Genomic DNA, 26,430 nt, shown 5'->3' on the forward strand with positions numbered 1-26,430 from the left:
CGTCACGGCTGCCGACGGCGGGGGCCCGGTGCCCCCGCCGTCCACCCGTAGATCACATCGACTTTCCGAGAAGAGATTGACAGACCATGGCGAACTTCACCGCCGCTGACGTCAAGAAGCTCCGCGAGCTCACCGGCGCCGGCATGATGGACTGCAAGAAGGCGCTGGACGAGGCCGAGGGCAACGTCGACAAGGCCGTCGAGATTCTGCGCGTCAAGGGCCAGAAGGGCGTCGCCAAGCGCGAGGGCCGCAGCGCCGAGAACGGCGCCGTCGTCTCCCTCATCGCGGCCGACAAGACCTCCGGCGTGCTGGTCGAGCTGAAGTGCGAGACCGACTTCGTCGCCAAGGGCGACAAGTTCGTCTCCGTCGCCGAGGCCATCGCCGCCCACGTCGCCAAGACCTCCCCGGCCGACCTGGACGCCCTGCTCGCCTCCGAGATCGAGGCCGGCAAGACCGTCCAGGCGTACGTGGACGAGGCCAACGCGACCCTCGGCGAGAAGATCGTCCTCGACCGCTTCGCGCAGTTCTCCGGCGGCTTCGTCGCCTCCTACCTGCACCGCACCAGCCCTGACCTGCCCCCGCAGGTCGGCGTGCTGGTCGAGCTGGACAAGGAGAACGCGGACGTGGCCAAGGACGTCGCGCAGCACATCGCCGCGTTCGCGCCGAAGTTCCTCTCCCGCAAGGACATCCCGGCCGAGACCGTCGAGAACGAGCGCCGCGTCGCCGAGGCCACCGCTCGCGAGGAGGGTAAGCCCGAGGGCGCGCTTCCGAAGATCGTCGAGGGTCGGGTGAACGGCTTCTTCAAGGAGAACGTTCTCCTCGACCAGCCGTTCGCCAAGGACAACAAGAAGACCGTGCAGAAGATTCTGGACGAGTCCGGCGTTACGCTGAAGCGGTTCGTCCGCTTCCGTGTCGGCGTCTGAGTCCGTACAGCTCCGTACCGCTCCGTTCAGCGACGGAATACGCCCGACCCGCTAGGGTCGGGTGCAGTCGGCGGCCTGCGAGCCGGACGACCGCAGATGTGACGAGGAGGCCATTGCCGCAGAGGGCTCGACCAGATCCCACCGGCAATGGCCTTCTCGTATGTGCACGAGGAGATCTCCATGAATCAGGGCGCCGACCACGCTGATCACGCCGGCCCGGCCGGCAAGGCCGGCCACGGCCACTACGGGATGAAACGCCGCCGCTTCCTGCTGAAGCTGTCCGGTGAGGCATTCGCCGGCAACGGCGCGCTCGGCGTCGACCCCGACGTCGTGCACACCATGGCCAGGGAGATCGCCGCGGTCGTCCGGGACGGGTACGAGATCGCCGTCGTCATCGGCGGTGGCAACTTCTTCCGCGGCGCCGAGCTGCAGCAGCGCGGCATGGACCGGGCACGCTCCGACTACATGGGCATGCTCGGCACGGTCATGAACTGCCTCGCCCTCCAGGACTTCCTGGAGAAGGAGGGCATCGACTCCCGCGTCCAGACCGCCATCACCATGGGACAGGTCGCGGAGCCGTACATCCCGCTGCGGGCCGTACGGCACCTGGAGAAGGGGCGCGTCGTCATCTTCGGCGCAGGCATGGGCATGCCGTACTTCTCCACTGACACCACCGCCGCCCAGCGCGCCCTGGAGATCGACGCCGAGGCGCTGCTGATGGGCAAGAACGGCGTGGACGGGGTCTACGACTCCGATCCGAAGCGGAACCCCGACGCGGTGAAGTTCGACGCGCTGGAGTACGGCGAGGTGATCTCGCGCGGTCTGAAGGTCGCCGACGCCACCGCCATCACGCTGTGCATGGACAACAAGCTTCCGATCCTCGTCTTCGAGCTGCTCGCGGAGGGCAATATCGCGCGCGCGGTGAAGGGTGAGAAGATCGGCACGCTTGTCAGCGATCAGGGTACGCGGGCCTGACGACCGGCCCGTACGGCCGGGGAGACCCGGCAACTCCGGGCCGTACGAACAGCCCGGCACGGGGATGGACAACGGCCTGCCGGTCGGACACCGTGCAGGAGAAGCGCGCAGGGGCGAGGCTGTGCTCACTCACAAGACCAGGAGCAAGTGGTGATCGAAGAGACCCTCCTCGAAGCCGAGGAGAAGATGGAGAAGGCCGTCGTGGTCGCCAAGGAGGACTTCGCCGCGATTCGCACCGGGCGTGCGCACCCGGCGATGTTCAACAAGATCGTGGCGGACTACTACGGTGCGCTGACGCCGATCAACCAGCTGGCGTCGTTCTCGGTGCCCGAGCCGCGCATGGCGGTCGTGACACCGTTCGACAAGAGTGCGCTGCGCAACATCGAGCAGGCGATCCGCGACTCCGACCTGGGAGTCAACCCGACGAACGACGGCAACATCATCCGCGTGACGTTCCCGGAGCTGACCGAGGAGCGCCGCCGCGAGTACATCAAGGTCGCCAAGAGCAAGGGGGAGGACGCGAAGATCTCGATCCGCAGCGTCCGCCGCAAGGCCAAGGAGACCATCGACAAGTTCATCAAGGACGGCGAGGTCGGCGAGGACGAGGGGCGCCGCGCCGAGAAGGAGCTCGACGACACCACGGCGAAGTACGTGTCGCAGGTGGACGAGCTGCTCAAGCACAAGGAAGCCGAGCTGCTCGAGGTCTGATGAACGACTCTTCCTGGAGGGCCCGGCCCATGCCTCCGGCGGGTGGGGGCCCGGTTCCCCATGCCGATGGGGGCGCCCCCGGCGGAGCCCGGGGCGGCCGGGGGCCGGTCCCGCCGCCCACCGGCTTCTGGGGACCGCCCGACCAGGGGTCTGCCTCGGCGGGTCCCGCGCACGGGACGCCCGACCCGCAGCAGACTCGGCCCATGCCCACCGTGCCCGGCTCCGGCGGAAACCAGGACGACCGTGACCGGGGGGCCGCTCGGCACAGCGGCTCCCCGTCTCAGCCGTCGCAACCGCCGACACCGCCGCAGAAGAAGCGGGCCGGGCGCGATCTGCGGGCCGCGATAGGGGTCGGCCTCGGCCTCGGCGTGGTGATCATCGCGTCGCTCTTCATCGTGAAGGCCGTCTTCGTCGGGGTGATCGCCGCGGCGGTGGTCGTCGGGCTGTGGGAGCTGTCCTCCCGGCTGTCGGAGAAGAAGTACATCCGCATCCCGCTGGTGCCGCTCGCGGTCGGCGGCGCCGCCATGGTCGTCGCCGGGTATCTGCGCGGCGCGGAAGGCGCGTTCGTGACCATGGCCCTCACGGCGCTCGCCGCGCTCGTATGGCGCATGGCGGAGCCTCCCGAGGACTACCTGAGAGACGTCACGGCCGGGGTCTTCGCGGCCTTCTACGTGCCGTTCCTGGCCACCTTCGTGGCGCTGATGCTCGCCGCGGAGGACGGCGCCTGGCGGGTGCTCACCTTCCTCCTGCTCACGGTCGTCAGCGACACCGGCGCGTACGCCATCGGCTGGCGGTTCGGCAGGCACAAGCTCGCGCCGCGCATCAGCCCCGGCAAGACCCGCGAGGGGCTGGTCGGTGCGGTGGCCTTCGCTATGGCTGCGGGCGCGCTGTGCATGGAGTTCCTGATCGACGGCGGCAGATGGTGGCAGGGTCTGCTGCTCGGCCTCGCGGTCGCGGCCAGCGCGACCCTCGGCGACCTCGGCGAGTCCATGATCAAGCGGGACCTCGGGATCAAGGACATGGGCAGACTGCTGCCGGGCCACGGCGGGATCATGGACCGGCTCGACTCGCTGCTGCCGACGGCGCCGGTGGTGTGGCTGCTGCTGGTGATCTTCGTGGGCGGCGGCTGACGCGGCTCTGTGGCGCTGAACCGCCGCCGCCGTGGGGGTTCCTCAACGGCGGTTTCGGTCCGTAGGGTCCTCGCCGTCTCACTGGCACGGGGCCCTTCGCGCGTCTGCGACACTGGTTGAACCATGCCTGCACCCGGAGAACTCACTTTCGTCGCGCCGCGCGGGGCCAAGAAGCCCCCGCGGCACCTTGCCGATCTCACCCCCGCCGAGCGCCGTGAGGCCGTGGCCGCGCTCGGTGAGAAGCCGTTTCGCGCCGGTCAGGTGTCGCGTCACTACTTCGCCCGGTACGCCGACGACCCGGTGGCCTGGACCGACATTCCCGCCGCGGCGCGCGAGAAGCTGGCGGCGGGGCTGCTGCCGGACCTGATGTCCGTGGTGCGGCACATCTCCTGCGACGACGACACCACCCGCAAGACCCTCTGGCGGCTCTTCGACGGCACGCTCGTGGAGTCCGTCCTGATGCGCTACCCGGACCGGGTCACCATGTGCGTCTCCTCGCAGGCGGGCTGCGGCATGAACTGCCCGTTCTGCGCCACGGGACAGGCGGGCCTCGACCGCAACCTGTCGACCGCTGAGATCGTGCACCAGATCGTCGACGGGATGCGGGCACTCAGGGACGGCGAATTCGGGGGGTCTGGGCCCGCGGCGCAGCCGCAGCCGGCCGCAGTGTCCCCCGAAGGAAAACGCAGCCCGGGCGGGCCCGCGCGGCTGTCCAACATCGTCTTCATGGGCATGGGCGAGCCGCTCGCCAACTACAACCGGGTCGTCGGCGCCATCCGCCGCCTCACCGACCCCGAGCCCGACGGCCTCGGCCTCTCCCAGCGCGGGATCACCGTCTCCACCGTCGGCCTCGTCCCCGCGATGCTCCGCTTCGCCGACGAGGGCTTCAAGTGCCGGCTCGCGGTGTCCCTGCACGCGCCGGACGACGAGCTGCGCGACACCCTGGTCCCGGTCAACACCCGCTGGAAAGTACGCGAAGTGCTCGACGCGGCCTGGGAGTACGCGGAGAAGTCCGGCCGCCGGATCTCCATCGAGTACGCGCTGATCAGGGACATCAACGACCAGGCGTGGCGGGCCGACCTGCTCGGCCGGCTCCTCAAGGGCCACCGGGTGCACGTCAACCTCATCCCGCTCAACCCGACCCCCGGCTCCAAGTGGACGGCCTCCCGCCCCGAGGACGAGAAGGCGTTCGTCGCCGCCCTCGAGGCTCATGGCGTACCCGTGACCGTACGGGACACCCGGGGGCAGGAGATCGACGGAGCCTGCGGTCAGCTGGCGGCGAGCGAGCGCTGACGCGCCGATTCCGGGCACTGATACCGTGCATTCGTACAAATGAACACTCCGACAGGGGAGCGCACAGAGCGCTGAGAGTGCGGCACCGCGACGCCGCAGACCCTCGGACCTGATCCGGGTAATACCGGCGTAGGGAGTCAACGTAACTATGAACACCACCCTTCGGCGTGCCGTCGGCACCGCGCTTCTCGGCGTGCTCGGCGTCCCGGCGCTGGCCGCGTGCGGCGGCTCCGGCGACTCCGGAGCCCAGGGCTCGAAGCCGAAGACGGTCACCCTCGTCTCGCACGACTCCTTCGCGGCTTCGAAGGCCGTGCTGCGGGAGTTCACCAAGGAGACCGGCTTCAAGGTCGAGGTGCTGCGCGGGGGCGACGCAGGCGCGGCCGTGAACCAGGCCGTCCTGTCCAAGGACAACCCGCAGGGCGACGTCTTCTTCGGCGTCGACAACACCCTGCTGTCCCGCGCCCTCGACGCCGGGCTGTTCACGCCGTACGAGGCGAAGGACCTCGACAAGGTCCCGGAGGCGCTCCAGCTCGACAAGGACGAGCATCGCGTCACCCCCGTCGACTCCGGCGACATCTGCGTCAATTACGACCGGAAGTACTTCGCGGACAAGAAGCTCGCCCCGCCGCGGACCTTCGACGACCTGATCAAGCCCCGGTACAAGAACCTGCTGGTCACCGAGAACGCCGCCACTTCCTCGCCCGGTCTCGGGTTCCTGCTGGGCACCGCCGCCGAGCACGGCGACGACGGGTGGCAGGACTACTGGAAGAAGCTGAAGGCCAACGGCGTCGAGGTCGTCGACGGCTGGGAGCAGGCCTACTACGACCGGTTCTCCGGCGCGGGCAAGGGCGACAAGCCGCTCGTGGTCTCGTACGCCTCCAGCCCGCCCGCCGGCGTCCTCGAGCTGAAGTCCCAGCCGAAGGAGGCCCCGACCGGTGTCGCGACCGGCACCTGCTTCCGGCAGATCGAGTTCGCCGGGCTGCTGAACGGCGCGAAGAACGAGGAGGGCGGCAAGAAGCTGCTGGACTTCCTGCTGAGCAAGAGCTTCCAGGAGGACGTGCCGCTCCAGATGTTCGTCAACCCGGTGCGCCAGGACGCCGAGTTGCCCGAGGTGTTCACCAAGTACGGGGAGACGATCGACGATCCGGCCACGCTCGCGCCGGAGAAGATCGCGCAGAACCGTGAGCAGTGGGTCGAACAGTGGTCCTCGCTGGTCCTGAGGTAAGTACCGCCAAGGCGGCCCGAGCCCGGCCCCGCGCAGCCAGGGGCAGGGACACGGCGGTGCGGCTCGCCCTCATGGCCGTGCCCCTGGCCTTCTTCGGCGTCTTCTTCGGCTACCCGGTCGCCGCGATCGTGGGCCGGGGCGTCCGGGCAGGCGGGGAGTGGCAGCCCAGCCGGGCCGCCGAGGTGCTGTCCGACCCGGACGTCCTGCGCGTCCTGTGGTTCACCCTCTGGCAGGCGGCCGCCTCGACCGCGCTGACCCTCGTCATCGCGCTGCCTGCCGCGTACGTCTTCGCGCGCTTCGCCTTCCCCGGCAAGGAGTTGCTGCGGGCGGTCGTGGTCGTCCCCTTCGTCCTGCCGACCGTCGTCGTCGGCTCGGCCTTCCTCGCGCTGCTCGGGCGCGGCGGAATGCTGGCCGAGCTGTGGGGCTTCCGGCTCGACACCACGATCTGGGCGATCCTGCTCGCGCATGTCTTCTTCAACTACGCGGTGGTGGTCCGTACGGTCGGCGGGCTCTGGGCGCAGCTCGACCCGGGCCAGGAGGAGGCGGCGCGGGTGCTCGGCGCGAGCCGGTTCGCGGCCTGGCGCAGGGTGACGCTGCCCGCGCTCGCGCCCTCCGTGGCCGCCGCCGCGCTGATGGTCTTCCTCTTCACCTTCACCTCCTTCGGCGCCGTGCAGATCCTCGGCGGACCGCGCTACGCGACGCTGGAGGTCGAGATCTACCGGCAGACCGCGCAGCTGCTGGACCTGCCGACCGCAGCCGTCCTCACCCTCGTACAGTTCGCCGCGGTCGCCGCCATCCTCGCGCTGCACGCGTGGACGGTGCGGCGCCGGGAGACCGCCCTGAGTCTGGTCGACGCCCGTTCGACCGCCCGCCGACCGCGGGGGCCCGGCCAGTGGGCGCTGCTGGCGGGCGTGCTGGCGGTCGTCGCGCTGCTGATCCTGCTGCCCCTGGGCGTGCTGGTGGAGCGCTCGCTCGCCGGGCCCGGCGGGTACGGGTTCGCCTTCTACCGGGCGCTGCAGTCGGCGGCCGAGAGCGGCGGCACCTTCGTCGTGGCCCCGCTGGAGGCGGTCTGGAACTCGCTGCGGTACGCAGTGGTGGCGACGGCGATCGCGCTGGTGATCGGCGGACTCGCGGCCGCCGCGCTGACCCGCCGCGCGGGAAAGCTGGTCCGCGGTTTCGACGCGCTGCTGATGCTGCCGCTCGGGACGTCCGCCGTCACCGTCGGCTTCGGCTTTCTGATCACCCTGGACGAGCCGCCGCTCGACCTGCGGTCCTCCTGGCTTCTGGTGCCTCTGGCCCAGGCGTTGGTGGGGGTTCCGTTCGTCGTACGGACCATGCTGCCGGTGCTGCGAGCGGTGGACGAGCGGCTGCGCGAGGCGGCCGCGGTGCTCGGCGCCTCGCCGCTGCGCGCCTGGCGCGAGGTGGACCTGCCGCTCGTACGGCGGGCGCTGCTGGTGGCGGCGGGCTTCGCGTTCGCCGTCTCGCTCGGCGAGTTCGGCGCGACCGTCTTCATCGCGCGGCCCGACAACCCGACGCTGCCGGTGGCCGTGGCCCGCTTCCTGGGGCGGGCGGGGGAGCTCAACTACGGGCAGGCGATGGCGCTGAGCACGATTCTGATGCTGGTGTGTGCGGCCGCCCTGCTGGCGCTCGAGCGCATCCGCACCGACCGTTCTGGAGAGTTCTAGATGCCTCTGCTGCGACTGGACGGGGTGACCGTACGCTTCGGCGGGCGCGCGGCGCTCGACTCGGTGGACCTGGAGGTCGCCGAGCACGAGACGGTCTGTGTGCTCGGGCCGAGCGGCAGCGGCAAGTCCACCTTGCTGAGGGTCGTCGCCGGGCTGCAGCGGGCGGACGCGGGGCGGGTGCTGCTGGCGGGCCGTGACGTGGGCGGCGTGCCCGCGCACCGGCGCGGGGTGGGGCTGATGTTCCAGGACCATCAGCTCTTCCCGCAGCGGGACGTCGGCGGCAACGTGGCCTTCGGGCTGCGGATGCACGGGGTGGGGCGGGCCGAACAGCGGCGTACGGTCGCGGAGTTGCTGGATCTGGTCGGCCTGCCGGGGGCGCAGCGGCGGGCGGTCACCGCGCTGTCGGGCGGCGAGCAGCAGCGGGTCGCGCTGGCGCGGGCGCTCGCGCCCGAGCCGAAGCTGCTGATGCTCGATGAGCCGCTGGGGCAGCTCGACCGGAGTCTGCGGGAACGTCTTGTGGTCGAGCTGCGCGAGCTGTTCGGCCGGCTGGGGACGACGGTGCTGGCCGTCACCCACGACCAGGGGGAGGCTTTCGCGCTGGGCGACCGGGTGGTGGTGATGCGGGAGGGCCGGATCGAGCAGACCGGGACGCCGCTGGAGGTGTGGCAGCGGCCCGCTTCGGAGTTCGTGGCGCGCTTTCTCGGGTTCGACAACGTGGTACGGGCGACGGTGCGCGGTGGGGCGGCGGAGACGCCGTGGGGCAAGCTCCCGGTGCCGGCCGGGACCGGCGACGGCGCGTGCCGGCTGCTCGTACGGCCGGCGGGGGTGCGGCTCACCGCGGCGACGGACGGCCTGCCGTGCGCGGTGGCGGGCCGCACGTTCCGGGGCAATCACGTTGCGCTTCTCCTCCAGCCGGAGAAGGGGCCGCGGCTGGAGGCCGCGTGCGCTTTGCGGGATGCGCCGGAGCCGGGGGAGACCGTTGGAGCGACCTTCGCCGCGGAAGATGTCGTGGTGCTGTAACCGTCACCTGACGCCGGTTGTGGGCAGCCGTTCCGCTGGGGCGGAACGAGTGCCCACAACCGGCGGTCAGTGGGAGAGGGGGAGGGCGGCCAGTTCGGCTACCGCCCAGGAAATGGGGGCCAGGACGGCCACGATCACCGCGCCGCGCAGGGCCGCCGCGCGGCGCAGCAGCGCAGGCGAGGCGCCGATCCGCAGCAGCGCCGCCGTCGTGTCGCTGCGCGCGCCCTTGGTCTCCAGGGCGACCGTGAGGACCGTCGCCGTGGCGCAGGCCATCACCAGCGCGGCGCCGACCCCCGTCAGCGGGCCGAAGGGGCGGTCGCCCGTCGAGTCCAGCGCCGTCCCGTAGAGCTGCGTCGCGGCGAGCGCGCCCGAGGCGACCGCGCAGAGCACTCCCAGCGGCCGGCCGAGCCGCGTGGCCTCCTCCTGGAGGACGCGGCCGGACAGCAGCCGCAGCGCGCCCGGCCGCCCCGACGCCAGCAGCCTGCCGCACAGATGGGTGAGTCCCGGGGAGGCCAGGACGAGTCCGATCCCGATGAGCATCCAGCCGCCGACGACGCCCGGCGGGATCGTGTCGAGGCGGCCGGGCAGCGGCAGCAGACCGTCGGCGGAGGACGGCGCGGCGCGGCCCGCGTACGACCCGAGCGCGATCCCGGCCGCCGTCAGCGCGACGCCCCAGGGCAGGCCGGTCGAGACGGTCGTGCGGGCGGAATCGGGTTCGCCGGCCGCTGCCGCGGGCTGCTGGGGCTCCGGCGCCGCGCCCGGCCTCTGCTTGCGCGGCCGCAGCGCGATGGCGGAGGCCGCGCCCGCCAGCACCGGCACCACGAAGAGGAGCGTCAGCACTCCGGCGTAGGGCAGCGGCTGACCCGCGCCGAGCGTGTCCGCGACCCCGGCGGAGTACGGCACCCCGACGAGGTCGCCGCGCAGGCAGAGGAACGCGAAGAGCGCGAACACGCTGCCCAGCGTGCAGGACACGGCCGTCGACACGGCCGCGAGCAGCGCCAGCCCCACCGGTCCGAGACCGACCGAGGACAGGCCCGCCTGCGGGCGCGCCGCGGGGTCCGTACGGGCGACGGCGACGGCGAGTTGGACCGCCGCGGTGAGTGGCACGACGCACCACAGGAGCCGCGCGGCCGAACCGGACGCCTGCTCCGGGTGCCCGAGCGCGTGGCCGAGCGTGCACAGGAGCAGGAAGCCGACACCGGCGGAGGCCATCGCGACCATGAACCGGCGCAGCAGAACGAGGGGATGGGTGCCGCGGGCTAGACGGAGAGCGAGCACTCGGCCCTGCCCTCCTTGTCCGGGGTCGGGATGCTGCCGACACGGCGGCCGTCCAGCAGTGCGATCGTACGGTCCGCGAGCGCGGCCACCTCTTCCTCGTGCGTGGCGAGGACGACGGTGATGCCGTGCGAGCGCGCCGCCGTGGTCAGGGTGCGCAGTACGTGCGCGCGGTCGGCCCGGTGCAGCGGCGCCGAGGGGTCGTCGGCGAAGAGCACCGACGGCTCGGAGGTGAGCGCCCGCGCGATCGCGATGCGCTGCCGCTGCGCCTGGAGCATCGCGCCGGGCCGCTTGCGGGCGCAGTCGCCGACGTCGAGCCGCTCGAGCCAGTCCAGGGCGGCCGTCTTCGCGGTCCGGTGCGGGGTGCCGCGCAGCAGCAGCGGAAGGGCCGCGTTCTCCCAGCCGGTCAGCTCGGGCACCAGTTGCGGCTCGGTGTCGATCCAGCCGAAGCGGTCCCGGCGCAGCCGCTCGCGGCCCATGGGGCCGAGCGTGTGCACCGGGGCGCTGTTGAACCAGACCTCGCCGCTCTGCGGCGTCAACTGCCCTGCCAGGCACTGCAGCAGAGTCGTCTTGCCGCTGCCGCGGGGCCCGGTGACGGCGAGGATCTCGCCCTCCCGGACGCCGACGGAGACACCGGCGAGTGCGGGGGTCCCGCCGTGCGAATAGTGCAGTGAACGTGCCCAGAGCACGTCGTTGTCCGGCGGGGCCTCCATGGCGAACACCTCGGCTTAACTGCGACAGTCCGCTGCCCTGGCCGGTCCGCCGGCCGGGTGAACGGACATGAGCCCAATCGGTCACTTGGCACCGTAGGGACTCGGGCGCGTGGGAGGGGCCTCGAACGGCCCGGGTCGGCCCAGGTTCCTCCGAAAGGGCTCATATGAACCGATCGTGTTCACCCCATCCGGCCGAACGCTGCCGGGTCGGGGAGCAGGCGGACCGGGCGGGCGCGCGCCCGGTGCGGCGTATCAGGCCGGGTCCGCGAGGTGGGTCGGGGCGAACATCCGCAGCAGGGCAGGGAGGACGACGACCGAGGGGCCGGGGGCCGCGAGCGCGGCCGCCAGGTCGTCGCCCAGCCGCTCAGGCGCGGTGCGGACGGCGGGCACCCCGAAGGACTCGGCGAGCGCGACGAAGTCGGGCCGGGCCAGCTCGGTCGCGGTGGCCTCGCCGAACGCGTCGGTCATGTACTCGCGGAGGATGCCGTAGCCGCCGTCGTCGACGATCAGCCAGGTGACCGGGAGGCCGTACTGCCGGGCCGTGGCCAGCTCGGCGATCGAGTACATGGCGCCGCCGTCGCCCGAGACGGCCAGCACCGGCGTCGTACGGTCCGCAGCCGCGGCGCCGAGCGCGGCGGGGAAGCCGTAGCCGAGGCCGCCCGCGCCCTGGGCGGTGTGCATGGCGCCCGCGCGCGGGTCGAAGGCGGACCAGGCCCAGTAGGCCAGGATCGTCATGTCCCAGAAGCTGGGGGAGCCGTCCGGCAGCGCGCTGCGTACGGCGGTGAGGACCTGCTGCTCCAGCTCCAGGCCCTGGGCGGCGATACGGTCCCGCACCCGGGTCAGCAGCTCCGTCGCGGACTTGGCCGCGTCGCCCTCGGGGCGCTGTGCGACCTGTGCCGCGAGCGCGTGGAGGGCCGGGCGGGCGTCCGCGTGGATGCCGAGGGCCGGGTGGTTGGACTCCAGCTTACCGAGGTCCGCCTCGATCTGGACGACCCGGCCGCGCGGCCGGAAGGTGTGGTAGTTCGAGGAGAGTTCGCCGAGCCCTGAGCCGACGACGAGCAGGACGTCGGCGTCCTCGAGGAAGTCGGTGGTGTACCGGTCCTCGAGCCAGGACTGCACGGAGAGCCGGTGTTCCCAGGGGAAGGCGCCCTTGCCGCCGAAGGTCGTGGCGACCGGCGCGTCCAGCTTCTCGGCCAGCGCGCGCAGTTCGGCCTGCGCCCCGGCGCGTACGACCCCGCCGCCGGCGAGGATCACCGGCCGCTCGGCGCCGTCCAGGAGTGCCACGGCCTCCGCGATCAGCTCGGCGCGGGGCGCGAGGGTGCGCGGCTGGGCGGACAGTGAGACGACGGGCGGTACGGAGGTGGGTGCGAGGAGGACGTCCTGCGGGATCTCCAGCCAGACCGGGCCGCACGGCGCCTCGAGCGCGGACGCCCAGGCGGCGGCCAGGGCGGAGGGGATCTGCGAGGCCGTACGGACCGTGTGCACCGACTTCACGACGTCGCGGAACGACGCCTTCTGGTCGGTGAGTTCGTGCAGATAGCCGTGGCGGCCGCCGCCGAGCCCTGCGGTGGGCACCTGGCTGCTGATGCCGAGCACGGGTGCGGACGCGGCGGCCGCCTCCTGCAGCGCCGCGAGCGTCATCAGCGCGCCGGGCCCGGTCGACACGAGCAGTGGCGCGACCTGGCCGGTGACCCGGGCGTACGCGTCGGCGGCGAAGCCCGCGTTGTTCTCCACCCGCAGGCCGACGTACTCGAGCGGGGAGCGGCGCAGCGCGTCGAAGGTGCCGAGCGCGTGCTGCCCCGGCAGGCCGAAGACGGTGCTCGCGCCGAGCGCGGCGAGGGACTCGACGACGAGGTCGCCGCCGTTTCGCTGCGCTGTGCTCATGGGGGGTCCTCCTGTTGGTGTACGTCGTGCGGGTGCGGGTCCGCCCACCCGCGGGCGCGGCGCACAGAGCCGGTGGCCGGGGCGCCCGCGCGGCGGCGCCCGCACGGGGAGAGCGGGCGCCGCGCGCCATCGCCCCCGCGGCGGCGGGGGCTGGTCCCTGCCGGGGCCGGGCGGCGGGGGCACGCGCCGGCGTGGCAGGGGAGGCCGCGTGCGGCGCCCGTACGGGGGGGAGCGGGCGCCGCACGCGGGGATTCATGCCCCGGCCGTGGCCGGGGCGGCGGCCTGTGCCGCCGGGGCCTCGGCGGGTGACTCGCCCGCGAGGCGGGCGCGCCAGGCGGCGAGGACCGCCGCGTCCGTCGGCTTCGTGGCGAGGCTGACCACCACGTAGGCCGCGAGCGAGGCCAGCAGACCGTAGTAGACGGGCTCGTTGGCGAGGATGCCCTTCCAGGCCATGAGCGCGACGACCGTCACGCCGCCCACGCCGACCGAGGCGAGCGCGCCCGTGGCCGTACCGCGCTTCCACAGCAGCCCGCCGAGGATCGGCACGAGCAGGCCGCCGACGAGCAGGTTGTACGCGACGGTCAGCGCCTCGACGACGTTGTTGAGGGCGATCGCGATACAGATCACCGCTGCGCCCATGATCAGGATGAAGACGCGGTTGCCCTTCACCTCGTCATGCGACCCCTCGCCGCCGCCCGGCGTCACCTTGCCGCGCAGCCGCGACCAGATGTCGTTGTTGGCGACGGTCGCGCAGGCGATCAGCGCGCCCGAGGAGGTCGACATGACCGCCGACAGGGCCGCCGCCAGCACCAGGCCCTTCACGCCGATCGGCAGCGCGTCCCGCACCACCGTCGCGAACGCGTCGTCGGGGCTGCCCAGCTTCGGGTAGAGGACCTTGGCCGCGGTGCCGATGACCGCGCCCGCCACCGCGTACGCCAGGCAGTAGACGCCCGCGGCGGTGCCGCCCAGCTTGGCGACCTTGTCGCTGCGGGCGGTGAACACCCGCTGCCAGATGTCCTGCCCGATGAGCATGCCGAAGGAGTAGATCAGGACGTACGTGAAGACGGTCTGCCCGCCGATGCTCATCGGCGAGAAGTAGCCGCCCGGCAGCTCGTCGGCCATCTGCGAGAAGCCGCCCGCCTTGACCACCGCGATCGGCAGCAGGAGCAGCAGCACGCCGATCGTCTTGACCACGAACTGCACCATGTCGGTGAGGGTGATCGACCACATGCCGCCGAGGGTCGAGTACGCGACCACGATCGTGCCGCCCAGGATGATCGCCACGACTCTGTCGAGGCCGAAGATGACGTCGAAGATGGTGGCGTAGGCGATGGTCGAGGTGACCGCGAGCATCAGCGTGTACGCCCACATCACGACGCCCGAGATGAGTCCGGAGGAGCCGCCGTAGCGCAGGTCCAGCATCTGGCTGACGGTGTAGACCTTCAGCCGCGCGATGCGGGCCGAGAAGAAGATGCTCAGAGCGAGGAGTCCGAGGCCGATGGTGACGACCATCCAGGCGCCGGAGAGCCCGTACTGGTAGCCGAGGCCGACGCCGCCGATGGTCGAGGCGCCGCCCAGGACGATGGCGGCCATCGTGCCCGAGTACATCGCCGGGCCCAGCCGGCGCCCGGCGACCAGGAAGTCGCTCTTGGACTTGGCGCGGCGCATGCCCCACCAGCCCATGGCGAGCATGCCCACCAGATAGACGACGATCACTGCGTAGTCGACGGCCATGGGCTCTCCTCGGTTGCGACGGGGGTCCTTCAGGGAGGGGACTCCTGGAGGCGGGATTCCTGGGGTGTGACCCTAGGTGTCGCCGACGTGGCCGAGAAGTGTACGTTTCCAACACCAGGGCGTCCTGGAACGTACGAACCATCCATGGGAGTCCGGTCATGACCGAGCTCGTGCCGCCCACTGTTCCCGTCCCGCTGTCGGTCCTGCTGGAGCAGCAGGAGCTGGGCCTTCGCCAGGTCGCGGGCCCGCGTGAGGACCGGCCCGTGTACGCCGTGCACACCAGCGAGATGGAGGACCCGGTCCCGTATCTGCTGGGTGGCGAGATGCTGCTCAGCGCCGGGGTGCACTGCCCGCGCAGCGAGGGCACCGGCACGTACTGGGACCGCTACGTGGCCAGGACCGTCGAGGCGGGCGCGGCGGCGCTCGGCTTCGGCATCGCGCCCGTGCACGACGCGGTGCCGCGGGCGCTGGTGGAGGCCTGCGAGCAGCACGGGCTGCCGCTCGTCGAGGTGCCGCGGGAGACCACCTTCACGGCCGTGGCCCGGGCCATGTGGCAGGCGGCGGCCGCGCGGCGCCACCACGAGCTGCGCCGGATGACCGAGGCGCAGCAGGCCCTGGCCGGCGCCGCCGCCCGGTCGCATCCGGTCCCTGCCGTGCTGCGGCAGCTGGCGCAGCACCTGAGCGGCTGGGCGGTGCTCCTCGGGCCCGACGGAGCGGAGCTGTCCGCGGCCGGTACGCGGCCCGAGGCGGCCGTCCGCACGGCCCTGACCGCGCTGGCGGCGCGGCTCCGCCCGGGCCCGTCCTCGGCGGCGGACACCGTGGGCGGTCCGGAGGGGGAGCTGCTGCACCTGAGCGCGTACGGCCTGCCGGGCCCGGCGCCCTCGGGCGGGCGCCTCGCGCTGGGCGTGTGCGCCGCGCGCCGGGACGCGGTCGACGGCGCGATCGCGGGGGTCGCGGTGGTCCTGCTGTCGCTGCTGACCGGGCCGCGTACGGCGGGCGCGGGTGCCGGGCGCTCGGCGGCTCTGGTCCGGCTGATGCTCGGGGCGGAACCGGAGTCGGTGGCGCCGCTGCTCGTGGCCTCCGGCCAGGGGGCGGCGGGGGAGAGCGGCGCGCGGCCGGACGCAGCGGCCTCCCGGCGCGAGGCGGGGCGCCGGGGCGAAGGCTCGTCCGCCGCACGTCGGCCCGGGGCCGTCCACGCGCGCGGGGCCGGGGACCAGCCGGTAGTGCGTGGCCCGGCCGAAAGCCCGGCTCCGACGGGAGGGATGTGGACCGTCGTGCGCGGTCGGCGGCGGGGCCGGGCCAGGGCCGGTGAGGCGATGTGGGCGGCCGAGCTCGCCGCCGGGCTGGGGACGACGCTGATCGATGTGGACGGGGACGAGTTGCGGGCGCTCGTGCCCGGCGGCGGTCCGATGGCGGCGCAGACGGGGTGGACGCTGGGGGCGGGGCCGCCGGTGCCGGCGGGTGAACTGGCGCGCGGCGACGCCGAGGCGGACCGCGCGCTGCGCCGCGCGCTGGCCGAGCGCGTGCCTCTCGTACAGCACCGGGGCGGTGCCGCCGGCGGGGTGGCTTCGCTCGTCCGGCCGGCCGAGGCGCGTGCGCTCGCCCGCACCCGGCTGGCGCCGCTCGACGGGGCACCTGCGCTGGCCGAGACGCTGCGCACCTGGTTGTCGCTGCACGGCAGTTGGGACCGTACGGCCGTGGCGCTGGGCGTCCACCGCAACACCGTGCGGCAGCGGATCGCGCGAGCGGCGGAGCTGCTCGACACGGACCTGGGCGACCCGGATGTCCGTATGGACCTCTGGTTCGCCCTGAAGTGGCTCTGACTGATCCGCCGAGGCTCTGACTGATCCGCCGGTGCGGCGGATCAGTCAGCGCGGGACCGGCGTCAGATCCTGGTCCAGGCCTCGGTGAGGACCTGGCGGACGATCTGCTCGATCTCGTCGAACGTCGACTGGTCGGAGATCAGCGGCGGCGACAGCTGGATGACCGGGTCGCCGCGGTCGTCGGCCCGGCAGTACAGCCCGTACTCGAAGAGCTTCTTCGAGACGAAGCCGTAGAGCACGCGCTCCGACTCCTCGGCCGTGAAGGACTCCTTCGTCGCCTTGTCCTTGACCAGCTCGATCCCGTAGAAGAAGCCGTTGCCGCGGACGTCGCCGACGATCGGCAGGTCGTGCAGCTTCTGCAGGGTCGACAGGAACGCCGACTCGTTGTCCAGCACGTGCTGGTTCAGGCCCTCGCGCTCGAAGAGGTCGAGGTTGGCCAGCGCCACCGCCGAGGAGACCGGGTGGCCACCGAAGGTGTAGCCGTGCAGGAAGGTGTTGTCGCCCCGGTAGAACGGCTCGGCGATCCGGTCGGAGATGACGGCCGCGCCGATCGGCGAATAGCCCGAGGTCATGCCCTTGGCGCAGGTGATGATGTCCGGCACGTAGCCGAACTTGTCGCAGGCGAAGATCGTGCCGAGCCGGCCGAAGGCGCAGATGACCTCGTCGGAGACCAGCAGCACGTCGTACCGGTCGCAGATCTCGCGAACCCGCTGGAAGTATCCGGGCGGCGGCGGGAAGCAGCCGCCTGCGTTCTGCACCGGCTCGAGGAAGACCGCGGCGACGGTGTCCGGGCCCTCGAAGAGGATCTGCTGCTCGATCTGGTCGGCGGCCCAGCGGCCGAAGGCCTCGGGGTCGTCGCCGTGGATCGGGGCGCGGTAGATGTTGGTGTTCGGCACCTTGTACGCGCCGGGGACCAGCGGCTCGAAGGGGGCCTTCAGCGCGGGCAGGCCGGTGATGGACAGGGCGCCCTGCGGGGTGCCGTGGTAGGCGACGGCCCGCGAGATCACCTTGTACTTGGTGTGGTTGCCGGTGAGCTTGTGGTACTGCTTCGCCAGCTTCCACGCGGTCTCGACGGCCTCGCCGCCGCCGGTGGTGAAGAAGACCTTGTTCAGGTCCCCGGGAGCGTAGTGCGCCAGGCGCTCGGCCAGCTCGACCGCCTTCGGGTGGGCGTAGGACCAGACCGGGAAGAAGGCCAGCTCGGAGGCCTGCTTGGCGGCGACCTCCGCCAGCTCCTGGCGGCCGTGTCCCGCCTGCACCACGAACAGGCCCGCGAGGCCGTCGAGGTACTTCCTGCCGGTGTCGTCGTAGATGTACGTGCCCTCGCCGCGGACGATGGTCGGGACGGGCGCGTTCTCGTACGACGACATGCGGGTGAAGTGCATCCACAGGTGGTCGTACGCCGTCTTGGCTGTGCTGGTCGGAGAAGCGGCGTCGGCGCTCATGGCTATCGGGTTCCCCAGGTGTAAGTCTGCTTCTTGAGCTTCAGGTAGACGAAGCTCTCGGTGGAGCGCACGCCGGGAAGCGTGCGGATCCGCTTGTTGATCATTTCGAGAAGGTGATCGTCGTCCTCGCAGACGACCTCCACGATGAGGTCGAACGAGCCCGCGGTGACGACGACGTACTCGACCTCGCTCATGTCGGTCAGCGCGTCCGCGACCGGGTCGAGGTCGCCCTCGACGTTGATGCCGACCATCGCCTGGCGCATGAAGCCGACGGTGAGCGGGTCGGTGACGGCGACGATCTGCATCACGCCCTGGTCGAGGAGCTTCTGCACGCGCTGCCTGACCGCGGCCTCGGAAAGGCCCACGGCCTTGCCGATCGCCGCGTAAGGACGCCGTCCGTCCTCCTGGAGCTGTTCGATGATCGCCAGGGAAACGGAGTCGATCGTCGCGTTGCCGTTCTTGTCTCGTGTGGCCACGAGCGACACTGTGCATGAGGACTCGACTGTCTGGCAAGCCCAGATCGATGAAATTCGTTGTTGCAGTCCTCAGGTATCACTGATTTCGTAGTCACCGGGTGGCGGGTATGTCGAAAGCGTCACCACACTGGCTAGGCTGGGTGTCTCACCCATCGGACATCTGACAGGAGGGGTGGCACGTGACCACCGAGCTGCGTCGTCTGCGCAACTACATCGACGGGGAGTTCCGGGACGCCGCCGACGGGCGGACCACCGAGGTGGTCAATCCGGCCACGGGCGAGGTGTACGCCACCGCGCCGCTGTCCGCAGCCCCGGACGTCGACGCCGCCATGGAGGCCGCCGCGGCCGCCTTCCCGGCCTGGCGCGACCTCGTACCGGCCGAGCGGCAGAAGGCCCTGCTGAAGATCGCGGACGCGGTCGAGGCGCGGGCCGAGGAGCTCATCGCCGCCGAGAGCGAGAACACCGGCAAGCCGATCGGGCTGACCCGGTCCGAGGAGATCCCGCCCATGGTGGACCAGATCCGCTTCTTCGCGGGTGCCGCCCGGCTGCTCGAGGGCCGCTCGGCCGGCGAGTACATGGACGGTCTGACCTCGATCATCCGGCGCGAGCCGGTCGGCGTCTGCGCCCAGGTCGCGCCGTGGAACTACCCGATGATGATGGCCGTCTGGAAGTTCGCCCCGGCGCTCGCCGCGGGCAACACGGTCGTCCTCAAGCCGTCCGACACCACCCCGGCGTCCACGGTGCTCCTCGCCGAGATCATCGGCTCCGTCGTTCCCAGGGGCGTCTTCAACGTCGTCTGCGGCGACCGCGACACCGGCCGCCTGATGGTCGAGCACGAGATCCCGGCGATGGCCTCCATCACCGGCTCCGTACGGGCCGGCATGCAGGTCGCCGAGAGCGCCTCCAAGGACCTCAAGCGGGTCCACCTGGAGCTCGGCGGCAAGGCCCCGGTCGTCGTCTTCGAGGACACCGACATCGCCAAGGCGGTCGAGGACATCTCGGTCGCGGGCTTCTTCAACGCCGGCCAGGACTGTACGGCCGCAACCCGCGTCCTCGTCCACGAGTCCATCCACGACGAGTTCGTGGCAGCGCTGGCCAAGGCCGCCGCCGACACCAAGACCGGGCAACCGGACGACGAGGACGTCCTGTTCGGCCCGCTCAACAACGCCAACCAGCTGGCCCAGGTCACCGGCTTCATCGACCGCCTCCCCTCGCACGCCAAGGTCCAGGCGGGCGGCCACCGGGTCGGCGAGAAGGGCTTCTTCTACGCCCCGACCGTCGTCTCCGGCCTCAACCAGGACGACGAGATCATCCAGAAGGAGGTCTTCGGCCCGGTCATCACCGTCCAGAAGTTCAGCGACGAGGACCAGGCCGTCGCGTACGCCAACGGCGTCGAGTACGCGCTCGCCTCGTCGGTGTGGACCAAGGACCACGGCCGCGCCATGCGGATGTCCAAGAAGCTCGACTTCGGCTGCGTGTGGATCAACACCCACATTCCGCTGGTCGCCGAGATGCCGCACGGCGGCTTCAAGAAGTCCGGCTACGGCAAGGACCTGTCGGCGTACGGGTTCGAGGACTACACGCGCATCAAGCACGTGATGACGTCCCTGAACAGCTGATCGCGGATACGAGCGGATACGAGTGGTGGCGCGCCCCGGCAGGACGGCGGGGTGCGCCGCCGCCGTTCCGGGACCGGTCATGGGGGAACGCGTGACCGAGTGCCGTGCGTATCGTTGTACGACGCGGCTGCGCGCCTGTGCGCGCTGTGGGGAGGAGCGGCACGATGACCATCGAGCTGATCGACAGGATCGAGGTCGAGATGGCCGAAAGCGGCGAGCCCAGCCTGGACAAGATGTTCGAGCAGCTCGAGCGGATGCCAGTCCCCGAAGGCTTCAAGGCCGAGATCGTCGAGGGGATCGCCTACAGGGCGCCGCAGCGTACGACGCACTGGGACATTATTCGCAGGGTGCTGCGACAGCTGGAGGATCGCTTCGGGGAAGACGCCAAGATCACCTCGGACGTACGCATCGACTTCCCCGGCTACCTCAACGGCTTCTGCCCGGACTTGACGAAATTGGCCGAGGGGGCGGAGCCGGACGAGGATGGCCAATGGTCGTATCGCGATGTCGAGTTCGTGCTGGAGGTCGTCTCCCGAGGGACGCGCGCCAATGCCTACGGCACGAAGAAGGCCACGTACGCCACGGCGGGCGTCCCCGTCTACCTGATCGCTGATCCTTACCAGGGGCAGTGCCAGATCTTCACGGAGCCGAAGGACGACGACTACCGCACCAAGCGGACCGTCGAATTCGGCGAGCCGATCGATCTCATGGGCACGGTCGTCGATGTGGTCCTCTCGACCGAGAAGTTCCCCCGGGGCTGACGTCACCCGCCCAGCACCCGTCGCAGGCAGTCGATACGGTTGGTGGTGATCGAGTCGACGCCGCGGCGCAGCAGGCGCGACATCGAGCGGCGGGTGTCCGGGGTCCAGGCGGAGACCAGGAGGCCGTCGGCGTGGATGCGGGCGACCAGGTCCTCGCTCAGCAGGCCGAAGCGGTAGTTGAGCCAGCGCGGGCGGACGGCCGCCAGCAGGGCCGGGCGCGGCGGGGCGAGCGTGGTCCAGGTGAGGGCGATCTCCGCGTCCGGGTCCTGCGCGCGTACGGCCAGCATGGCTTTCGCGCCGCCGCAGTAGTACGCGCGGTCGGCGAAGCCGGAGCCGCGCAGCTCCGCCACCGCCGCGGGCACGGCCGCCGGATCGGGGACGTCGATCAGAGGCCGGGCCGCGGACCCCTCGCAGACCGCCGCGAGTCCCTCGCGGAGTGTGGGAACACCGCCGCCCGTCAGCTCCCGCAGCTCCCGCGCGGTGACTCCGGCGAGCGGCCGCTCCACCCCCCACAGCCGCTCGAGCGTCGCGTCGTGCAGCAGTACGGGCACCCCGTCGCGGGTGAGCCGTACGTCGATCTCCACCGCGTCCGCGCCCTGCCGCAGCGCGGAGCGCAGCGACGGCAGGGTGTTCTCGCGGACGCGGTACGGGTCGCCGCGGTGGGCGACGGCCACCGCGGCCGCGGGCGCGGCGGCCCGGGCTACTGCAGCCATGAGGCGGTGTATCCGTCGATCTCCGCGGCCAGCTTGGACTTGCCGGCCTCGTCGAGGAAGGACACCTCGACGGCGTTCTTGGCGAGCGCGGCGATGCCCCGCTCGTCGAGGTCCAGGAGGCGGGCCGCGACGCCGTATTCGGTGTTGAGGTCGGTGCCGAACATCGGCGGGTCGTCGCTGTTGACGGTGACCAGCACACCGGCCGCCACCATCTCCTTGATGGGGTGCTCGTCGAGGTTCGCCACGGCCCGCGTCGCGATGTTGGAGGTCGGGCAGACCTCGAGCGGGATGCGGTGCTCGGCGAGGTGGGCCAGCAGCCGCGGATCCTGGGTGGCGCTCGTGCCGTGCCCGATGCGCTCGGCGCGCAGGTGCGTCAGCGCGTCCCAGATCGTCTGCGGCCCGGTCGTCTCGCCCGCGTGCGGGACGCTGCGCAGCCCGGCGGCGATGGCGCGGTCGAAGTACGGCTTGAACTGCGGCCGCGGGACGCCGGCTTCCGGTCCGCCGAGGCCGAAGGAGACCAGCCCTTCGGGCTTCAGGTCGACGGCGATCCGCGTGGTCTCCTCGGCCGCTTCGAGCCCCGCCTCCCCGGGAATGTCGAAGCACCAGCGCAAGATCACGCCGAGTTCGGTCTCCGCCGCCTTGCGGGCGTCCTCGATGGCCTCGACGAAGGCCGCGTCGGGGATGCCGCGGCGGGTCGAGCTGAACGGGGTGACCGTCAACTCGGCGTACCGGATGCTCTGCTGGGACATGTCGTGGGCGATCTCGTACGTGAGCAGCCGTACGTCGTCGGGGTTGCGGATCAGGTCCACGACGGACAGGTACACCTCGACGAAGTGGGCGAAGTCCCGGAACGTGAAGTAGTCGACCAGCGCCTCGGGGTCGGTGGGGACCTTGGAGTCGGGGTGCCGGGCGGCGAGTTCGGCGACGATGCGGGGGGAGGCGGAGCCGACGTGGTGGACGTGGAGTTCCGCCTTGGGCAGCCCGGCGATGAAGGTGTGGAGATCGGCCATCGGTCCTCCTGGGGACGAGTCGCTGCTTCCGGGCAGGGATCATCGTAGGCAGGAACCGGTGCGCGCCCGGTACGGGGCGGGGGCACGGAGCCTCGGGCCGGACGTGCGGCCCGGACCGGGCACGGTCCAGGTATGGCCCGGTGCACCCCGGACGCCCTCCGTGCGCAGGCCGTAGCATTGCCGGACGTCCGTAGGGGAGGAACATGTCCGACAACACCGCGAAGCCCGGGCAGCCCGGGCCGCGCGACCCGTGGGCTCCGCCGGAGCAGCAGGTGCCACTGGACAAGCCCCGCCAGGGCATACCGCCGGTGGCGGAGCAGCCGACGATCACCGCCATGCCGTCCCCGGGCGGCCACCAGCAGCAGGTCCCGCCGCAGGGCGGCTCCGGCGCGGTGCCGCCGCCCCCGATCGCGCCCACGGGCCCCGGCTCGTACTCGTACCCGCCCGCGTACGGCGCCGACCCGTACGGCACCACGGGCTACGGCAGCGGCAGCCCGTACGCCGGCTACCCGGCCTATCCGGGCTACTCCGGCGGCGGCTACGGCTCCGGCTGGCACCCCGGGCCCCCGGCGCCGAGCAACGGGATGGGCGTCGCGGGCCTGGTGCTCGGCATCATCGGCGCCGTTCTCTTCTTCACCAACGTGCTCGCGATGATCCTCGGCGTGCTCGCGATCATCTTCGGCGCGCTCGGCCGCGGGAAGGCTACGCGGGGCGAGGCGACCAACGGCGGCCAGGCCCTGGCCGGGCTGATCCTCGGCATCGTGGCGGTCGTCGCCGGAGCGCTGACGCTGGTCGTGATCATCAACAACGCCCAGGAAGAGAACCTCGACAGCTCGTCCGACGGCTCCGTCTCCACCTCACTCGTGGTCGAGCGCGCCGGCGGCTAGCGCGCAGCCCAGTCATGGGGGTCCGGGGGGTGCAGCCCCCGGACCCCCATCTGCATGCACGAAGCACGCGCTCACACGCGCCTCGCACCCGCCACCGGCACTCCGTACGCCGAACAGCACCCCCGCCCGACACATTGACCGACCGATTCCGTCGCGTAATCAAAAGGCAACAACGGAATCCCTTGTTGGTCGCCCCCTCCTCTGTCAGGATCAGCCTTCAATCGAAGCTGGAACTACGCCGGCCTCCGCCGCAGGGGGCGGGCCGGCGGAGGAGAGCGACATGAGCAATCCCTTCCCGGCAGAGGACCTCTTCGCAGACGGGGCCCAGTACATCGAGGGGCAGTTGCGCCCCGGAACATCGGGGCGCAGGCACGCGGTCGTCGACCCCGCCACGGGCGAGCGGGTCTACGAGTACGAGCTGGCCGGGACCGCCGACGTCGACGCGGCCGTCGGGGCGGCCGCGCGGGCCTTCCCGGAGTGGGCGGGCGCGACACCTGGTGAGCGCTCCGACGCCCTGCACCGCTTCGCCGCCGTGCTCGCCGAGCGCGCCGAGGACCTCGCCCGCGCCGAGTCGCTCCAGTGCGGCAAGCCCATCAAGCTCACGACCGAGTTCGACGTGCCCGGCTCGGTCGACAACACGGCCTTCTTCGCGGGCGCCGCCCGCCACCTCGAGGGCAGGTCGGCGGGGGAGTACAGCGGCGACCACACCTCGTACATCCGCCGCGAGCCCATCGGCGTCGTCGGCTCCATCGCCCCCTGGAACTACCCGCTCCAGATGGCTGCCTGGAAGGTTCTCCCGGCCATCGCCGCGGGCAACACCATCGTCCTCAAGCCCGCCGAACTCACCCCGCTGACCTCCCTGCTGTTCGCCCAGGCCGCCACCGAGGCGGGCATCCCCGACGGTGTCGTCAACATCGTCAGCGGCGCGGGCAAGGACGCGGGCGAGCACCTCGTCGGACACGGCGCCGTCGCCATGACCTCCTTCACCGGCTCCACCGCGGTCGGCAAGCGCGTCGCCGAGATCGCCACCGGCACCGTCAAGCGCCTCCACCTCGAGCTCGGCGGCAAGGCCCCCTTCGTCGTCTTCGACGACGCCGACCTCGAGGCCGCCGTGCACGGCGCGGTCGCCGGCGCCCTGATCAACACCGGCCAGGACTGCACCGCCGCCACGCGCGCGTACGTCCAGCGGCCCCTCTACGACGCCTTCGTCTCCGGGGTCGCCGACCTGATGGCCACCGTCCGGCTCGGCGACCCCGCCGACCCGGCGACCGACCTCGGACCGCTCATCTCGCACGTCCAGCGCGACCGCGTCGCGGGCTTCGTCGAACGGGCCCGCTCCTACGCCACCGTCGTCACCGGCGGCGAGGCACCGCAGGGCGAGCTCGCCCAGGGCGCGTACTACCGCCCGACCCTGGTCACCGGCGCGGCCCAGGACAGCGAGATCGTCCAGTCCGAGATCTTCGGCCCGGTCCTGGTCGTGCTGCCCTTCGACAGCGACGACGAAGGTCTGGCGCTCGCCAACGACACCCCGTACGGGCTCGCCGCCTCGGCCTGGAGCCGCGACGTGTACCGCACCGGGCGGGCGACCCGCGAGATCAAGGCCGGCTGCGTGTGGGTCAACGACCACATCCCGATCATCAGCGAGATGCCGCACGGCGGATACCAGGCCTCCGGCTTCGGCAAGGACATGTCGGCGTACTCCTTCGACGAGTACACGCAGGTCAAGCATGTGATGTACGACAACACGGCGGTGGTCAGGAAGGACTGGCACCGCACCGTCTTCGGCGACCGCTGACCGGCGCCCCTCCGCCGGCCCACCGGCGCTCCCGCCACCCGACCGGCACCCTCACCGCTGACCGACACCCTTGAAAGGGCACAGCGCAATGGAGCAGTACGAGCCAGAGACCCTGTCCGCGCCGCAGCTCGCCGCCATCCGGCGCAGCATGACCAGCGGTCGCGGCGCCCTCAGCCGCCGGTCGCTGCTGCGCGCCGCCGGCGGCGGGGCGCTGGCCCTCGGCGGGGCCGCGGCGCTCAGCGCCTGCGGCATTCCGCCCGCGACCCGGGCAGGGGAGACCGGGACGTCCGATGACTACTCCGACAAGGAGAAGAAGCTCAACTTCTCCAACTGGACGGAGTACATCGACGTCAGCGACGACAACAAGCGCCGGCCGTCGCTGGAGGAGTTCGAGCGCCGCACCGGCATCACCGTCAAGTACACCGAGGACATCAACGACAACGTCGAGTTCTTCGGCAAGATCAAGCCGCAGCTCGCCGCGGGCCAGGACACCGGGCGCGACCTGATCTGCGTGACCGACTGGCTCGCGGGCCGCATGATCCGGCTCGGCTGGGTGCAGAAGCTCGACCAGTCCAACGTGCCCCACGCCTACGCCAACCTCGCCGAGGGATTCCGCAACCCCGACTGGGACCCGGTCCGTGCCCACTCCTACGCCTGGACCGGCATCCCCGCGGTCGTCGCGTACAACGAGAAGGCGACCGAGGGCCGCAAGGTCACCTCCGTCACCCAGCTCCTCGAGGACCCCCGGCTGAGGGGCAGGGTCGGCCTGCTGACCGAAATGCGCGACACCATCGGCCTGACGCTCCTCGACATGGACAAGGAGCCCGAGGACTTCCAGGACGACGACTTCGACGCCGCCATCGCCCGCATCCAGAAGGCCGTCGACCGCAAGCAGATCCGCCGCTTCACCGGCAACGACTACGTCGACGACCTCGACAAGGGCGACATCGCGGCCTGTATCGCCTGGGCGGGCGACCTGGTGCAGCTTCAGGCCGACAACCCGGCGATCAAATTCGCCCTCCCGGACGCCGGTTTCATGATGTCCACGGACAACCTGCTGATCCCCAACAAGGCACGGCACAAGAAGAACGCCGAGCGGTTCATCGACTACGTCTACGAGCCCAAGGTCGCCGCGCAGATAGCCGCCTACATCAGCTACGTGTGCCCGGTCGACGGCGTCCGCGAGGAGCTGGCGAAGATCGACAAGGATCTCGCCGCCAACCCCCTGATCCTCCCGGACGAGAAGTTCACGGAGAAGGCCCACACCTTCCGCCTCCTCTCCTCGAAGGAAGAGACGGCGTACGAGGAGAAGTTCGCCAAGCTCATCGGCGCCTGACGG

At 71.6% G+C, this 26,430-nt stretch carries 22 protein-coding genes and 1 riboswitch; of the genes, 14 read left to right on the forward strand and 8 right to left on the reverse strand.

Translation table 11 applies throughout. The features are described 5' to 3' along the window. The first annotated feature begins 86 nt into the window (after positions 1-86). From tsf to ACTWP8_RS06415, 8 genes are all read left to right on the forward strand, one after another. Complete coding sequence (gene tsf, locus ACTWP8_RS06380) at positions 87-923, forward strand: translation elongation factor Ts (protein ID WP_443321142.1); 837 nt, start codon at positions 87-89, stop codon at positions 921-923. Positions 924-1,103: 180 nt separating this feature from the next. Next, positions 1,104-1,898 (forward strand): UMP kinase, encoded by a 795-nt coding sequence (gene pyrH / locus ACTWP8_RS06385; protein ID WP_443321143.1) that lies wholly within the window; start codon positions 1,104-1,106, stop codon positions 1,896-1,898. A gap of 150 nt (positions 1,899-2,048) precedes the next feature. Next, positions 2,049-2,606, forward strand: coding sequence for a ribosome recycling factor (gene frr / locus ACTWP8_RS06390; RefSeq protein ID WP_443321144.1), 558 nt, complete (start codon positions 2,049-2,051; stop codon positions 2,604-2,606). Then, positions 2,606-3,736 carry a phosphatidate cytidylyltransferase gene (locus ACTWP8_RS06395; protein ID WP_443321145.1) on the forward strand — a complete coding sequence of 377 codons (1,131 nt, stop codon included), beginning with the start codon at positions 2,606-2,608 and terminating at the stop codon, positions 3,734-3,736. The genes frr and ACTWP8_RS06395 overlap by 1 nt, the downstream gene beginning before the upstream one ends. 123 nt (positions 3,737-3,859) lie before the next feature. Beyond that, positions 3,860-5,029: a 23S rRNA (adenine(2503)-C(2))-methyltransferase RlmN gene (gene rlmN / locus ACTWP8_RS06400; protein ID WP_443321146.1), complete on the forward strand. Its 1,170-nt coding sequence runs from the start codon at positions 3,860-3,862 to the stop codon at positions 5,027-5,029. A 43-nt stretch (positions 5,030-5,072) separates the two neighbouring features. Further along, positions 5,073-5,182, forward strand: a riboswitch (TPP riboswitch). Continuing rightward, positions 5,178-6,254 carry a thiamine ABC transporter substrate-binding protein gene (locus ACTWP8_RS06405; protein WP_443321147.1) on the forward strand — a complete coding sequence of 359 codons (1,077 nt, stop codon included), beginning with the start codon at positions 5,178-5,180 and terminating at the stop codon, positions 6,252-6,254. Its footprint overlaps the riboswitch before it by 5 nt. A 71-nt stretch (positions 6,255-6,325) precedes the next feature. After that, positions 6,326-7,939 (forward strand): ABC transporter permease, encoded by a 1,614-nt coding sequence (locus ACTWP8_RS06410; RefSeq protein WP_443321212.1) that lies wholly within the window; start codon positions 6,326-6,328, stop codon positions 7,937-7,939. Next, a complete protein-coding gene (locus tag ACTWP8_RS06415) occupies positions 7,940-8,959 on the forward strand; it encodes an ABC transporter ATP-binding protein (protein ID WP_443321148.1) in 1,020 nt (339 codons plus the stop codon). Positions 8,960-9,025: 66 nt separating this feature from the next. Here the strand turns inward: ACTWP8_RS06415 and ACTWP8_RS06420 are convergent, their stop codons facing one another. The 4 genes from ACTWP8_RS06420 to ACTWP8_RS06435 all read right to left on the reverse strand — a co-directional run bounded on the left by ACTWP8_RS06420 (position 9,026) and on the right by ACTWP8_RS06435 (position 14,565). Then, on the reverse strand, positions 9,026-10,237 hold the full coding sequence (locus ACTWP8_RS06420) for a hypothetical protein (RefSeq protein WP_443321149.1): 1,212 nt from the start codon (positions 10,235-10,237) through the stop codon (positions 9,026-9,028). Further along, positions 10,219-10,947, reverse strand: a complete 729-nt coding sequence (locus tag ACTWP8_RS06425; RefSeq protein WP_443317975.1) for an ABC transporter ATP-binding protein — start codon at positions 10,945-10,947, stop codon at positions 10,219-10,221. Before ACTWP8_RS06425 ends, ACTWP8_RS06420 begins: the two co-directional genes overlap by 19 nt. 252 nt (positions 10,948-11,199) lie before the next feature. Continuing rightward, on the reverse strand, positions 11,200-12,831 hold the full coding sequence (locus ACTWP8_RS06430) for a thiamine pyrophosphate-binding protein (RefSeq protein ID WP_443321150.1): 1,632 nt from the start codon (positions 12,829-12,831) through the stop codon (positions 11,200-11,202). Positions 12,832-13,083: 252 nt separating this feature from the next. Continuing rightward, positions 13,084-14,565 carry a sodium:solute symporter gene (locus ACTWP8_RS06435; protein WP_443321151.1) on the reverse strand — a complete coding sequence of 494 codons (1,482 nt, stop codon included), beginning with the start codon at positions 14,563-14,565 and terminating at the stop codon, positions 13,084-13,086. Positions 14,566-14,723: 158 nt separating this feature from the next. Between ACTWP8_RS06435 and ACTWP8_RS06440 the strand changes: the two genes are divergently transcribed. Next, the gene (locus ACTWP8_RS06440) at positions 14,724-16,388 is read left to right on the forward strand and encodes a PucR family transcriptional regulator (RefSeq protein WP_443321152.1); all 1,665 of its coding nucleotides are present in this window, start codon (positions 14,724-14,726) and stop codon (positions 16,386-16,388) included. A 62-nt stretch (positions 16,389-16,450) separates the two neighbouring features. Here the strand turns inward: ACTWP8_RS06440 and ACTWP8_RS06445 are convergent, their stop codons facing one another. Both ACTWP8_RS06445 and ACTWP8_RS06450 read right to left on the reverse strand, forming a co-directional pair. Beyond that, on the reverse strand, positions 16,451-17,830 hold the full coding sequence (locus tag ACTWP8_RS06445; protein WP_443319980.1) for an aspartate aminotransferase family protein: 1,380 nt from the start codon (positions 17,828-17,830) through the stop codon (positions 16,451-16,453). A gap of 2 nt (positions 17,831-17,832) precedes the next feature. Beyond that, positions 17,833-18,306, reverse strand: coding sequence for an Lrp/AsnC family transcriptional regulator (locus ACTWP8_RS06450; protein WP_443319981.1), 474 nt, complete (start codon positions 18,304-18,306; stop codon positions 17,833-17,835). 179 nt (positions 18,307-18,485) lie between these two features. On the opposite strand from ACTWP8_RS06450, the gene ACTWP8_RS06455 reads away from it, so the two are divergent. Both ACTWP8_RS06455 and ACTWP8_RS06460 read left to right on the forward strand, forming a co-directional pair. Then, positions 18,486-19,925 carry a gamma-aminobutyraldehyde dehydrogenase gene (locus tag ACTWP8_RS06455; protein WP_443321153.1) on the forward strand — a complete coding sequence of 480 codons (1,440 nt, stop codon included), beginning with the start codon at positions 18,486-18,488 and terminating at the stop codon, positions 19,923-19,925. Positions 19,926-20,089: 164 nt separating this feature from the next. After that, positions 20,090-20,686 (forward strand): Uma2 family endonuclease, encoded by a 597-nt coding sequence (locus ACTWP8_RS06460; protein WP_443321154.1) that lies wholly within the window; start codon positions 20,090-20,092, stop codon positions 20,684-20,686. 2 nt (positions 20,687-20,688) lie between these two features. Here the strand turns inward: ACTWP8_RS06460 and ACTWP8_RS06465 are convergent, their stop codons facing one another. Both ACTWP8_RS06465 and ACTWP8_RS06470 read right to left on the reverse strand, forming a co-directional pair. After that, positions 20,689-21,399, reverse strand: a complete 711-nt coding sequence (locus tag ACTWP8_RS06465) for a glycerophosphodiester phosphodiesterase (protein ID WP_443319984.1) — start codon at positions 21,397-21,399, stop codon at positions 20,689-20,691. After that, positions 21,387-22,409, reverse strand: coding sequence for an adenosine deaminase (locus ACTWP8_RS06470; protein ID WP_443321155.1), 1,023 nt, complete (start codon positions 22,407-22,409; stop codon positions 21,387-21,389). The genes ACTWP8_RS06465 and ACTWP8_RS06470 overlap by 13 nt, the downstream gene beginning before the upstream one ends. A 203-nt stretch (positions 22,410-22,612) precedes the next feature. Here ACTWP8_RS06470 and ACTWP8_RS06475 point away from each other — a divergent pair, with 203 nt between their 5' ends. From ACTWP8_RS06475 to ACTWP8_RS06485, 3 genes are all read left to right on the forward strand, one after another. Further along, entirely contained in the window at positions 22,613-23,296 is a 684-nt protein-coding gene (locus tag ACTWP8_RS06475; protein WP_443321156.1) for a DUF4190 domain-containing protein, read from the forward strand. 280 nt (positions 23,297-23,576) lie between these two features. Next, positions 23,577-25,091 carry a gamma-aminobutyraldehyde dehydrogenase gene (locus tag ACTWP8_RS06480; protein WP_443321157.1) on the forward strand — a complete coding sequence of 505 codons (1,515 nt, stop codon included), beginning with the start codon at positions 23,577-23,579 and terminating at the stop codon, positions 25,089-25,091. 88 nt (positions 25,092-25,179) lie between these two features. Continuing rightward, the gene (locus ACTWP8_RS06485; protein ID WP_443321158.1) at positions 25,180-26,427 is read left to right on the forward strand and encodes a polyamine ABC transporter substrate-binding protein; all 1,248 of its coding nucleotides are present in this window, start codon (positions 25,180-25,182) and stop codon (positions 26,425-26,427) included. The last annotated feature ends 3 nt before the right edge of the window (positions 26,428-26,430 follow it).

The sequence above is a fragment of the Streptomyces sp. 7N604 genome (assembly GCF_052245475.1).
GTDB lineage: Bacteria > Actinomycetota > Actinomycetes > Streptomycetales > Streptomycetaceae > Streptomyces.